11 protein-coding genes are annotated in these 12,017 nt (G+C 73.7%); all 11 read right to left on the bottom strand.

Features of this window, described 5'->3' with window-relative positions:
• Window positions 1–477: 477 nt before the first annotated feature.
• On the bottom strand, window positions 478–1,737 hold the full coding sequence (tyrS, locus tag ACFQ80_RS15065) for a tyrosine--tRNA ligase (RefSeq protein ID WP_430564228.1): 1,260 nt from the start codon (window positions 1,735–1,737) through the stop codon (window positions 478–480).
• A 63-nt stretch (window positions 1,738–1,800) separates the two neighbouring features.
• Entirely contained in the window at window positions 1,801–2,505 is a 705-nt protein-coding gene (locus tag ACFQ80_RS15060) for a DNA-3-methyladenine glycosylase (RefSeq protein WP_430564227.1), read from the bottom strand.
• A complete protein-coding gene (locus ACFQ80_RS15055; protein WP_430564226.1) occupies window positions 2,484–3,092 on the bottom strand; it encodes a uridine kinase in 609 nt (202 codons plus the stop codon). The genes ACFQ80_RS15060 and ACFQ80_RS15055 overlap by 22 nt, the downstream gene beginning before the upstream one ends.
• A gap of 124 nt (window positions 3,093–3,216) precedes the next feature.
• Window positions 3,217–4,674, bottom strand: a complete 1,458-nt coding sequence (gene argH, locus ACFQ80_RS15050; protein ID WP_430564225.1) for an argininosuccinate lyase — start codon at window positions 4,672–4,674, stop codon at window positions 3,217–3,219.
• A gap of 1 nt (window position 4,675) precedes the next feature.
• Window positions 4,676–5,905 (bottom strand): argininosuccinate synthase, encoded by a 1,230-nt coding sequence (locus tag ACFQ80_RS15045; protein WP_430552216.1) that lies wholly within the window; start codon window positions 5,903–5,905, stop codon window positions 4,676–4,678.
• An 87-nt stretch (window positions 5,906–5,992) separates the two neighbouring features.
• On the bottom strand, window positions 5,993–6,535 hold the full coding sequence (locus ACFQ80_RS15040; RefSeq protein ID WP_430564224.1) for an arginine repressor: 543 nt from the start codon (window positions 6,533–6,535) through the stop codon (window positions 5,993–5,995).
• Window positions 6,532–7,464 (bottom strand): ornithine carbamoyltransferase, encoded by a 933-nt coding sequence (argF, locus tag ACFQ80_RS15035; protein WP_430564223.1) that lies wholly within the window; start codon window positions 7,462–7,464, stop codon window positions 6,532–6,534. The genes ACFQ80_RS15040 and argF overlap by 4 nt, the downstream gene beginning before the upstream one ends.
• Window positions 7,464–8,783, bottom strand: a complete 1,320-nt coding sequence (locus tag ACFQ80_RS15030; protein ID WP_430552219.1) for an acetylornithine transaminase — start codon at window positions 8,781–8,783, stop codon at window positions 7,464–7,466. The genes argF and ACFQ80_RS15030 overlap by 1 nt, the downstream gene beginning before the upstream one ends.
• Window positions 8,780–9,724 (bottom strand): acetylglutamate kinase, encoded by a 945-nt coding sequence (gene argB / locus ACFQ80_RS15025; RefSeq protein WP_430552220.1) that lies wholly within the window; start codon window positions 9,722–9,724, stop codon window positions 8,780–8,782. The genes ACFQ80_RS15030 and argB overlap by 4 nt, the downstream gene beginning before the upstream one ends.
• A complete protein-coding gene (argJ, locus tag ACFQ80_RS15020) occupies window positions 9,721–10,902 on the bottom strand; it encodes a bifunctional glutamate N-acetyltransferase/amino-acid acetyltransferase ArgJ (protein ID WP_430564222.1) in 1,182 nt (393 codons plus the stop codon). The genes argB and argJ overlap by 4 nt, the downstream gene beginning before the upstream one ends.
• Window positions 10,899–11,987 carry an N-acetyl-gamma-glutamyl-phosphate reductase gene (gene argC, locus ACFQ80_RS15015; protein WP_430564221.1) on the bottom strand — a complete coding sequence of 363 codons (1,089 nt, stop codon included), beginning with the start codon at window positions 11,985–11,987 and terminating at the stop codon, window positions 10,899–10,901. The genes argJ and argC overlap by 4 nt, the downstream gene beginning before the upstream one ends.
• Window positions 11,988–12,017 lie beyond the last annotated feature (30 nt).

The raw sequence follows: 12,017 nt of genomic DNA, 5'->3' as shown, positions 1-12,017 counted from the left end.
ATTGACTATCAAACACACTGTTGAGTTCTCAAACAACCGACGCACACCGCAGAACCAGAACCAACCGTTCCGACCCCGCCGGGGCAACCCCTCAACCTTACTCGGTTCGTTCTTCCCCGTCAACTCCCGGCCGTTGGCCCGGCGTGTCGGTTCGAACGTCCCGGTCCCGAACGAGGGCGCACTAGTCGACCTCGTGAAGAAGGATTCGGGTGTCCGCCCCGGGCCGGCCACCGGTACCCAGCCTCGCGGCTGTCTCCTCGGTGTCCGTTCTCCCTGTCGGGCGAACGACCAGAACATTACACACACTCCGGCCGGGGCGCCAAATCGCGCTCTGACCTGCAGGAATACCGGGACGTCGCACGATCTGGTGCGGCCGTCGACGCCGTGCGGGCCGCGCTCGACGTGCGGCGAGGGCCCCGGGGGAGCTCGCGCTCCCCCGGGGCCCTCGACATCACGCGGACGACAGCACGCGGGGCATCACTCCGCGACGGCCACCGCGAGGGTCCGCTTGCCGCGACGAAGGACGGCGTAGCGGCCGTGCAGCAGGTCCTCGGTGCGCAGGGCCGCGTCCTCGGACTCCACCTTGGTGTTGTTCACGTAGGCCCCGCCCTCGCCGATCGCGCGGCGCGCGGCGGCCTTCGACGCGACCAGGCCCGAGCCCACGAAGGCGTCGACGACGAGGTCGCCCGCCTTCGCCGTCGTGCGCGGGAGCTCCGCGACGGCGGCGCCGAGCGTCCCCGCGTCCAGTCCCTGCAGCTCGCCGCGCCCGAAGAGGGCCTGGCTCGCCGTGATGACGGCGTCGGTCGCCGCCTGACCGTGCACCAGGGTGGTGAGGTCGCCGGCGAGCGCCCGCTGCGCCTCGCGGGCGAAGGGGCGCTCCGCCACCTCGCCCTCGAGCGCCTCGATCTCCTCCCGCGACCGGAAGGTGAAGACCTTGAGGTACTTCACGACGTCCGCGTCCGCGGTGTTCACCCAGAACTGGTAGAAGGCGTACGGGCTCGTGAGCTCCGGGTCGAGCCAGACCGCCCCGCCCTCCGACTTGCCCATCTTGGTGCCGTCGGCCTTGGTGATGAGGGGCGACGTCAGAGCGTGCACGGCCGCGCCGTCCGTCTTGCGGATCAGCTCGACCCCGGACAGCAGGTTGCCCCACTGGTCGTTGCCGCCGAGCTGCAGCGTGCACCCGTGGCGCTCGTACAGCTCCCGGAAGTCCATGCCCTGCAGCACCTGGTAGCTGAACTCGGTGTAGCTGATGCCCTCGTCCGACCGCAGGCGCCGGGCCACGATGTCCTTGCCGAGCATCGTGCCCACCCGGAAGTGCTTGCCCACGTCGCGCAGGAAGTCGATCGCCGACATGGCGCCGGTCCAGTCGAGGTTGTTGACCATGCGCGCGGCCGCCGGCCCCTCGAAGTCCAGGAACGGCTCGATCTGCGCGCGGATGCGGTCCACCCAGCCGGCGACGACGTCGCGCGACTGCATCGAACGCTCCATGGTCGGGCGCGGGTCGCCGATCAGCCCCGTGGCCCCGCCGACCAGCGCAAGAGGACGGTGCCCGGCGAGCTGGAGCCGACGCATGTTCAGCAGCTGGACCATGTGCCCGACGTGCAGGCTCTGCGCCGTCGGGTCGAAGCCCGCGTAATAGGTGACGGGTCCCTCGGCCAGCGCAGAACGCAGCGCGGCCTCGTCGGTGGACTGCGCCACCAGGCCTCGCCAGTGCAGCTCGTCGAGAACGTCGGTCACCGTGTGCTCCTCGGGGAAAGGGATCGCGACCCGGTCGGGCCGCCCTCCTAGTGTGCCCGACGCCTACCGCCGTCGGCGCCGGGATTCCGCGGCCCGGTACGGCGAGACCGTCGGGTCGCCCGCCAGCCACACCCGCCACGGGAACCGGTCCGCCCGGCCTCCCTCGCCGCTCACGCCGACGCGGGGACCCGTCGCGACCTCATCGGCGGCACGGTCGGCGGCACGGTCGGCGGTACGGTCGGGCACCCGCAGCACCAGGTCGCCGTCCGGGTCCGTGACGTCCGCGCCGTCGTCGTCCCGGTCGATCGCCAGGGCGACCGTGAGCCGCGCCGGGCCGCGCGCCAGGTCGACGTCGGACCGCGTCACGCCCGCCGCCGCGCGCCGCTCGCGGGCGAGGTCCGCTCCCCCGACCACCTCGCCCGCCCGCAGCAGCACCGCCGACGCCTCGCCCGGCGGGCTGCACACGACGTTCATGCAGTGGTGCAGCCCCAGGTGCCGGTACACGTAGACGTGTCCGGGCTCGCCGAACATCGTGCGGTTGCGCGCCGTCTCACCCCGGAACGCGTGCGACCCCGGGTCGGCCGTGCCCGCGTACGCCTCCACCTCGGTGATCCGCAGGGTGACGGCGCCGTCGGGCGTGCGGCGGGTGAGCAGCGCGCCGAGCAGGTCCCGCGCGACGAGCCGGACGTCCCGCGCGAACCACTCGCGCGGCGGCACGACGGCGTCCCGCTCGCCGCCCCGCACCGTCAGATCCCGTGCGTCGGCCACGTGACCTGACCCCAACCGTCCAGGCGCACGTCGGCGCGGCGCGCGGTCCGGTGCGCCGCGTAGAGCGCGCTCTCCGCCGCCATCCACGCCTTCCAGTGGCCCTGCGCCTCCTCGCCGTCGCGCGCGAGGCCGCGCGTGAGCCGCAGCGCGTCGTCGGTCTCGACCCACACGAGCAGGGCCGAGACGTCGTCGACCCTCGGGTCCCCGGCCCCGCAGCCCTCCACGACGAGGTACGGCGCGCGCGGGACGTCGTGCCACTCGGCGTACCCGCCGCTCTCCCAGTCGTAGCGCTGGTAGCGGCCGTCCTCGCCCGCGGCGAGCGGGCCGAGGACCTGCTCGTGCAGCCGCTCGACGCCGGCGGCCAGCCCGGACCAGCCGTCGTAGAGGTCGTCCATGTGGACCACCTGCGCGGGCAGAACCCGTGCGAGCTGCGCGGCCAACGACGACTTGCCCGAGCCCGCCGGGCCGTCCACGACCACGAGCCGAGTCCCCTCCTCCGGCCGGTCCGCTCCCCGGGCGGGCAGCCTGGGCGGCGTCGCGCGCACGCGCGACACCAGTCGCCCCAGGACGTCGTCGGGCACCGTCACGCCTGTCCCTCCTCGAGGTCGGTCGTCGTCACGTCGGACATTCTCCCTGCCGGACGACCCGCACCGCGGACGACGTCGGCCGCGCCCTCCGGAGAGGGGGCGGCCGACGTCGGTACGGATCCGCTCAGCTGTCCGCCCAGATGCGGAACTCGGCCGAGCGCTCCTTGGCGGCCTCCACCTGCTCGGTGACCCGCGCGGGCGCCGTGCCGCCGACGCCGTCGCGCGACCCCACGGAGCCCTCGACGCTCAGCACCTCGCGCACCCCCGGGGTCAGGTGCTCGGAGATCGCGGCGAGATCGGCGTCCGTGAGGTCCCACAGCTCGATGCCGCGCTCCTCGCAGACCCGGACACAGGCGCCCGCCACCTCGTGCGCGACCCGGAACGGCACGCCCTCGCGCACCAGCCACTCGGCGATGTCGGTGGCCAGCGAGAAGCCCTGCGGGGCGAGCTCGGCCATCCGCGCCGTGTCGAACGTGAGGGTGCGGACCATGCCCGCGAACGCAGGAAGCAGCACCGTGAGGGTGGAGACCTGGTCGAAGACCGGCTCCTTGTCCTCCTGCAGGTCACGGTTGTACGCCAGCGGCAGGCCCTTGAGCGTGGTGAGCAGCCCGGTGAGGTCACCCACGAGCCGGCCCGCCTTGCCGCGGGCGAGCTCCGCGATGTCGGGGTTCTTCTTCTGCGGCATGATGCTCGACCCGGTCGACCACGAGTCGTCCAGCCGCACGAAGCCGAACTCCTTCGTGTTCCAGAGGATGATCTCCTCCGAGAGCCGGGACAGGTCGATCCCGACCATCGCGGACACGAACGCGAACTCCGCGACGACGTCGCGCGCGGCCGTGCCGTCGATCGAGTTCTCCACCGGGCCGTCGAAGCCGAGCTCGGTCGCGACCGCCGCCGGGTCGAGCCCCAGCGACGAGCCCGCGAGCGCCCCCGACCCGTAGGGCGAGCGTGCCGCGCGCACGTCCCAGTCCACGAGCCGGTCGACGTCGCGCAGCAGCGGCCACGCGTGGGCCAGGAGCTGGTGCGCCAGCAGCACCGGCTGGGCGTGCTGCAGGTGCGTGCGGCCCGGCATCACGGCCTCGCCGGCGTCCTGCGCCTGCACGATGAGCGTGTCCACGACGTCGAGCACCTGCCGCACGACGACGCGCGCCTGGTCGCGCAGGTAAAGCCGCACGAGGGTGGCGATCTGGTCGTTGCGCGAGCGGCCCGCGCGGAGCTTGCCGCCGAGCTCGGTGCCCGCGCGCTCGATGAGGCCGCGCTCGAGGGCCGTGTGCACGTCCTCGTCGCCCAGCACCGGGAGGAACGCACCCGACTGGACGTCGGCCAGCAGGACGTCCAGCGCGTCGAGCATGCCGGCCAGCTCGTCGTCGGTCAGCAGGCCCGCCGCGTGCAGCACGCGGGCGTGCGCCCGGGAGCCGCGGATGTCGTACGGCGCGAGCACCCAGTCGAAGTGCGTCGACTGGGACAGCGCCTGCAGCTCCGGCGACGGGCCTCCGGAGAACCGGCCGCCCCACAGGGAGACGTTGTCGCCCTGCGTCGTCACCGCGCCGGGCCCTGCGCCCGGCGTGACCTCGGAGCCCACGTCAGAACTCCCCGACGCCGAAGTCCACGCCGTTGCCGAACTTCTCGTCACGGGCCGCGGCCTGCTTGGCGGCGAGGCCGTAGATCTCGATGAAGCCCCGGGCGTGCGACTGGTCGAACGAGTCGCCCTCGTCGTAGGTGGCGAGGTTGAAGTCGTACAGGCTCGACTCCGAGCGGCGGCCGGTCACGGTGGCCCGGCCGCCGTGCAGCACCATGCGGATGTCGCCGGAGACGTACTTCTGGGTCTCGTCGACGAAGGTGTCGAGGTTCTTCTTCAGCGGGGAGAACCACATGCCGTCGTAGACCAGCTCGGTCCAGCGCTGCTCGACCTGCCGCTTGAAGCGGGCCTGCTCGCGCTCGAGCGTGACGTTCTCCAGCTCCTGGTGCGCGGCGATGAGCGCGACGGCACCGGGCGCCTCGTAGATCTCGCGGGACTTGATGCCCACGAGGCGGTCCTCGACGATGTCGATGCGGCCCACGCCCTGGGCGCCGGCGCGGCGGTTCATCTCCTGGATCGCCTGCAGCGGGGTCACGGCGACGCCGTCGAGCGCGACCGGCACGCCCTGGTCGAAGGTGATGACGACCTCGTCGGCGACCGGCGGGAACGTCGGGTCGTCCGTGTAGGAGTAGACGTCCTTGGTGGGCTCGTTCCAGATGTCCTCGAGGAAGCCGGTCTCCACCGCGCGACCCCACACGTTCTGGTCGATCGAGAACGGGTTCTTCTTGGTGGTCGCGATCGGCAGGTCGTGCCGCTCCGCGTAGTCGATGGCCTTCTCGCGCGTGAGCGCGAGGTCGCGCACCGGGGCGATGGACTTGAGGTCCGGGGCCAGCGACGTCGTCGCGACCTCGAAGCGGACCTGGTCGTTGCCCTTGCCGGTGCAGCCGTGCGCGACGGTCGTCGCACCGAACTGGCGCGCGGCGCGCACGAGGTGCTTGACGATCACCGGGCGGGAGATCGCGGAGACCAGCGGATAGCGGTCGAGGTACATCCCGTTGGCCTTGAGCGCGGGCATGCAGTACTCCGCCGCGAACTCGTCGCGCGCGTCGGCGACGTACGCCTCGACGGCGCCGCAGTCGAGCGCGCGCTTGCGGATGACGTTCATGTCCTCGCCGCCCTGGCCGACGTCGACGGCCACGGCCACGACCTCGGCCCCGGTGGCCTCGGCGATCCAGCCGATGGCCACGGAGGTGTCCAGGCCGCCCGAGTAGGCGAGCACGACGCGATCAGTCATCACAGTTCTCTTTCTTGCGAGGGGGTTCGGGTCAAGTCTGGCAGTGCGGGACCGTGGGGGCCACGGTCCCGCGTCGTCCGGACCGGGTCAGGGCCCGGTCAGCTCGAGGAAGCGCCGGGCCAGGTCGTCGCCGCCGAGCGGGTCGCGGGCGATCACGAGGATCGTGTCGTCGCCCGCGATGGAGCCGAGGACGCCCGGGAAGACCGAGTGGTCGATCGCGGACGCGAGGTAGTTGGCCGCGCCGGGGGGCGTGCGCAGCACCACGAGGTTGGCGGACGCCTCCGCCGACACGAGCAGGTCGTTGCAGAGCCGGGCGAGACGCGCGGCGACGTACTCGACGTCGTGCTCCCCCACGCCCGCGGCCTGCACGCTGCGGTCGCCGCCCTCGCCGGGCACGGCGTAGACGAGCGCCCCTGCCGCGTTGCGCACCTTCTCGGCCCGCAGCTCGATGAGGTCGCGCGACAGGGTGCCCTGCGTGACGCTGACGCCCGCGTCGGCGAGCTCGCGGGCCAGCTCGGCCTGCGAGTGGATCGCCGTGCGCCGCACGATCTCGACGATCCGCGCGTGCCGGGCGGCCTTCGTCGTCGGGCCCGCGACCTGGCCCGACGGGGCCCCGTCCGCCGCGCTCACCGGTGCTCCAGCAGCCAGGTCAGCAGCGCCTTCTGCGCGTGCAGGCGGTTCTCCGCCTCGTCCCAGACGACGGAGGACGGGCCGTCGATCACCGAGGCGCTGACCTCCTTGCCGCGGTAGGCGGGCAGACAGTGCAGGAAGATCGCGTCGTCGGCCGCGGCGGCCAGCAGCGCGTCGTCCACGCGGTAGGCGTCGAGCGCGGCGAGCCGCTCGGCGGCCTCGTCCTCGTCCCCCATGGAGACCCACGTGTCCGCCGCGACGACGTCGGCCCCGGCGACCGCCTCCCGGACGTCGGTCGTGACCGTCACCGAGCCACCGGTCGTGGCGGCGATCTCCCGGGCGCGGGCGACGACGTCCTCGGGCGGGAGATAGCCCTCGGGGCCGGCCACGGCGACGTGGAGGCCGGCGGTGACGCCGCCGAGCAGGTACGACGCGGCCATGTTGTTGCCGGCGTCCCCGACGTACGCGAGCCGCTGCCCGGCCAGGGCGGAGATGCCGCCCCGGTGCTGCGCGACCGTCAGCAGGTCGGCCAGGATCTGGCACGGGTGGAAGCCGTCGGTGAGCGCGTTGACGACCGGCACCCGCGAGACGGCGGCCATCTCGTCGATGCGCTCCTGGCCGAACGTGCGCCACACGATGGCCGACACCTGACGGTCGAGCACGCGCGTGACGTCCGCGACGGACTCGCGCACGCCCACCTGGGCGAGGCGGCCGTCGACGATCACCGGGAAGCCGCCGAGCTCGGCGACGCCGGTCGAGAACGAGACCTGCGTGCGCAGCGTCGGCTTGTCGAACAGCACGGCGACGCCCTGCGGGCCCGCGAGCGGCGTGCGCACGAACCGGTCCTCCCGGAACGCCATGCCGAGCTCGAGGACCTCGCGCTGCTCGTCCGGGGTGAGGTCGTCGTCGCGGAGGAAGTGGCGGGGCATCAGGGCTTCCCTTCAACGGGCTGGTCGACGGGCGTCGAGGCGGGGACGGTGACGGCGGCGAAGAACCGGGCGACGTCGCGCGCCTGCTCGGCCGTGAGGATCAGCGGCGGGGCCAGGCGGATCGCGTCCGGGGCGACGGCGTTGACGACGAAGCCCGCCTCGAGGGCCGCCGCCGCGACGTCGGCCGCGACGGGCCGGGTGAGCTGGACGGCGAGCAGGAGACCCTGCCCGCGCACGCCGGCGACGAGCGGGTTGCCCGCCGCCTCGATCTCGGTCCGCAGCACCTCGCCGACGCGGCGGACGTTCTCGAGGAGGCCGTCGCGCTCGATGACGCCGAGCGTCGCCAGCCCGGCGGCGGCCGCGACGGGGTTGCCGCCGAAGGTGGTGCCGTGCTGGCCACGGCCGAGCAGCGTCGCGGCGCGCTCGCCGAACGCGATCGCGGCACCCACCGGGAAGCCGCCGCCGAGACCCTTGGCCACGGTGACGACGTCGGGCACGACGCCGCCGCCGATCTCCGGCTGCTGGAACGCGAACCAGGAGCCCGTGCGGCCGACGCCCGTCTGGACCTCGTCGAGGACGAGCAGCGCGCCCGCCTCGGCGGTGAGCCGCCGGGCGTGCGCCAGGTAGCCCGGGGGCAGCGGCCGCACGCCGGCCTCCCCCTGCAGCGGCTCGACGACGAGCGCCGCGACGCCGCCCCGCTCCGCGACGGCCTCCGGCGAGAACGCCTCGTCGAGGGCGGCGGTGTCGCCGAACGGCACGTGCTCGACGCCGCCGGGCAGCGGCTCGAACGGCTCGCGGTACGCGGCCTTCGCCGTGAGGGCGAGGGCGCCCATCGACCGGCCGTGGAAGCCGCCCTCCAGGGCCAGGACGCGGGTGCGGGTGCCGTCGTCGCCAGGTCCGTCGGAACGGTTGCGGCGCGCCATCTTGAACGCCGCTTCCACCGCCTCGGTGCCCGAGTTGGTGAAGAACACCCGGGAGCCCTCGGGCGCGCCCGCGAGGTGCAGGAGCCGCTCGGCCAGGCCGATCTGGGTGGGCGTGGCGAAGAAGTTCGACACGTGCCCGAGGGTGCCCAGCTGCGCGCTGATCGCCGCCGTGAGGGTGGGGTGCGCGTGGCCGAGCGCGTTCACCGCGATCCCGGCGAGCAGGTCGAGGTAGCGCCGCCCGTCCGCGTCCCACACGTAGGCGCCCTCGCCGCGCACCAGCACACGCTGGGGCGGGCCGAACGTGTCCATCACCGCATGGGTGTAGCGATCGGTCCAGGCGGCGTTCGAGGCGTCGGCGAGGGCGCCTCCGCTCACCGACTGCAGGGTGTCGCTCACGCGCCTGCCTCCTTGCTCGCAGTGGGATCGGTGGTGGTGGCCGTCGGCGCGGGCACGACCATGGTGCCGTTGCCGCGGGTGGTGAAGACCTCCAGGAGCACGGAGTGCGGCTGGCGGCCGTCGATCACGGTGGCGCGCGGCACGCCGCCCTGGACGGCGCGCAGGCACGCCTCCATCTTGGGCACCATGCCGGACGTCAGGCTCGGCAGGAGGGCCGCGAGGTCCGGCGCGGAGATCTCCTCGACGAGGGAGTCCTTGTCGGGCCACGACGTGTACAGGCCCTCGACGTCGGTGAGCATGATGAGCTTGCTCGCGCCGAGCGCCACCGCGAGCGCGGAGGCGGCCGTGTCGGCGTTGATGTTCAGCACCTGGGTCGGGTCGTCGACGTCGGGCGCGACGGTCGACACGACCGGGATGCGGCCGGCGTCGAGCAGGTCCTGCACCGCCCCGGCGTCCACCTGCACGACGTCGCCCACGAGGCCGACGTCGACCGGCTCGCCGTCGACCACGGCGTGGCGGCGGGCGGCGCGGAACAGCCCGGCGTCCTCCCCCGACATCCCGACGGCGTGCGGGCCGTGCGCGTTGATGAGGCCGACGAGCTCGCGCGAGACCTGGCCCGTGAGCACCATGCGCACCACGTCCATCGCCTCGGGCGTGGTGACGCGCAGGCCGCCGCGGAACTCGCTGTGGATGTCCAGGCGCTCCAGCATGGCGTTGATCTGCGGGCCGCCGCCGTGCACGACGACGGGCCGCAGCCCCACCTGGCGCAGGAAGACCATGTCCTGCGCGAACGCGGCCTTGAGCTCGCCGTCGATCATGGCGTTGCCGCCGTACTTGACGACGACGAGCGCCCCGGCGAACTCCTGGAGCCACGGCAGCGCCTCGAGGAGCACCTCGGCCTTCTGCTCGGGCGCGAGCCCGTTCACGACGTCGCTGCTCATGAGCTGTACGCGCTGTTCTCGTGCACGTACGCGTGGGTGAGGTCGTTGGTCCACAGCGTGACCTCGGCGTTCCCGGCGTGCAGGTCGATCGTGATGTCGACGTCGCGCGACGCGGCGAGGTCCACGTTCTCCGGCGACTCGTGCGCCCCGCCCGCCTTGCACACCATGACGCCGTTGACGCTGACGTCGAGCTCCAGCGGGTCGAACGGCGCGACGTCCTCCGGGACCGTGCCGACCTGCGACAGGATCCGGCCCCAGTTGGGGTCGTTGCCGAAGATCGCGGCCTTGACCAGGTTGGACCGGCTCACGGCCCGGGCGACGGCCAGGCCGGCGTCCTCGCTCGTGGCGTGCGTGACCGTGATCGCGACGTCGTGGGACGCGCCCTCCGCGTCGGCCACGAGCTGGCGCGCCAGGTCGGCGCAGACGGCGGTCACGGCCTCGGCGAACGCGGCGTCGTCCGGCGTCGCCCCGGACGCGCCCGACGCCATCAGCACCACGGTGTCGGACGTGGACATGCAGCCGTCGGAGTCGACCCGGTCGAACGTCGTGCGGGTCGCGGCGCGCAGCGCCGCGTCGGTGGTCCCGGCGTCCACGACGGCGTCCGTCGTGATGACGCAGAGCATCGTGGCGAGCGCGGGAGCGAGCATTCCCGCCCCCTTGGCCATCCCGCCCACCGTCACCGTGCCGGACGGCGTCTCGATCGTGCGCACCGCCGTCTTCGGGACCGAGTCCGTGGTCATGATGGCCGTGGCGGCGCTCGTGCCCGACGCCTCGTCCGACCCGAGCGACTCCGCCACGACCGGGATCCCGGCGAGGAGCTTCTCGGCCGCGAGGCGCACGCCGATGAGGCCGGTCGAGGCCACCAGGACGTCGATCGCGCCGATCCCGAGCACCTCGGCGACCTTCTCCGCCGTGGCGTGGGAGTCCTGGAACCCGCCCGGGCCGGTGCACACGTTCGCGGCGCCCGAGTTCAGCACGACGGCGCGGGCGACCCCGTCCTTGATCGCCTGACGCGACCACATCACCGGCGCGCCGACCACACGGTTGCTCGTGAAGACGGCGGCGGCGGCGTGCTGCGGGCCGTCGTTGACGACGAGGGCGAGGTCGGGGGTCCCGGAGGCCTTGAGTCCGGCCGTGATCCCGGCGGCCCGGAACCCCTGCGCTGCGGTGACGCTCACGGTGCGACTCCTTCGGTGACGAGGCCGGCCGTCTCCGGCAGGCCGAGGGCGAGGTTCATGGCCTGGACCGCCTGGCCGGCGGTGCCCTTGACCAGGTTGTCGATGGCGGTGACGGTCACGACCCGCCCGGCGGCGTGGTCGAGGGCGACCTGCACCAGGGCGGTGTTGGCGCCGAGCGTGGCGGCCGTCGTCGGCCACTGACCCTCCGGCAGCAGCTCGACGAACGGCTCGTCGGCGTAGGCCTCCGCCCAGGCGGCGCGGACGTCGGCGGCGGTGGCGTCCTCGTGGCCCGGCGCGAGGCGCGCCGTGACGGTGGCGAGGATGCCGCGCGACATGGGCACCAGGGTGGGCGTGAAGCTGATCGACACCGCGGGCGCCCCGGCGGTGCGCAGGTTCTGCGCGATCTCGGGGATGTGCCGGTGCGTGCCGCCGACGGCGTACGGCACGGCGGAACCCAGGCCCTCGGCAGCGAGCAGGTGCGGCTTGAGCGACTTGCCCGCGCCCGAGTAGCCGTTGGCGAGAACCGCCACGACGTCGGCCGGGCTGACCAGGCCGGCGGCGACGCCCGGCTGCAGGCCGAGGGTGACGGCGGTGACGTTGCAGCCCGGCACGGCGATCCGGCGGGCGCCCGCGAGGTGGTCGCGCTGGGCCCCGGTGACGTGCCCCGCGCCGTCCGCGTGGAGCAGCTCCGGCAGGCCGTAGGGCCAGGTGCCCGCGTGGGCCGAGCCGTAGAACTGCTCCCAGTCGGCGGCGGACGCGAGGCGGTGGTCGGCACCGAGGTCGAGGACGAGCACGTCGTCGGGCAGCTGCGCGGCGATCTCCCCGGACGCCCCGTGCGGGAGTCCGAGCACGACGACGTCGTGGCCCGCGAGCGCCTCGGGCGTGGTCGGCTCGAGGACACGGTCGGCGAGCGAGCGCAGGTGGGGCTGCAGCGCGCCGAGCCGCGCGCCCGCGTTCGAGTGCGCCGTGAGCGCCCCGATCTCCAGCGCGCGGTGGCGCGCCGCGAGGCGCAGGAACTCGCCCCCGGCGTACCCGGAGGCACCGGCGACGGCGACACGGAACGTGCGCGACTCAGTGCTGACCATATGCAGCACTATACATACCTATGCAGAGCG

It is taken from the genome of Isoptericola sp. NPDC056578 (assembly GCF_042793275.1).
In the GTDB taxonomy this organism is placed as follows: domain Bacteria; phylum Actinomycetota; class Actinomycetes; order Actinomycetales; family Cellulomonadaceae; genus Isoptericola.
Note: the sequence above shows the minus strand (reverse complement) of the source record. Positions and strands in the feature narration are given on the sequence as shown.

Coding starts and splice junctions, on each gene's coding strand:
- ACFQ80_RS15045 (WP_430552216.1), bottom strand. CDS start 5,905: ATGACTGATCGCGTCGTGCTCGCCTACTCGGGCGGCCTGGACACCTCC.
- argF (WP_430564223.1), bottom strand. CDS start 7,464: ATGCCCCGCCACTTCCTCCGCGACGACGACCTCACCCCGGACGAGCAG.
- argB (WP_430552220.1), bottom strand. CDS start 9,724: ATGAGCAGCGACGTCGTGAACGGGCTCGCGCCCGAGCAGAAGGCCGAG.
- argC (WP_430564221.1), bottom strand. CDS start 11,987: ATGGTCAGCACTGAGTCGCGCACGTTCCGTGTCGCCGTCGCCGGTGCC.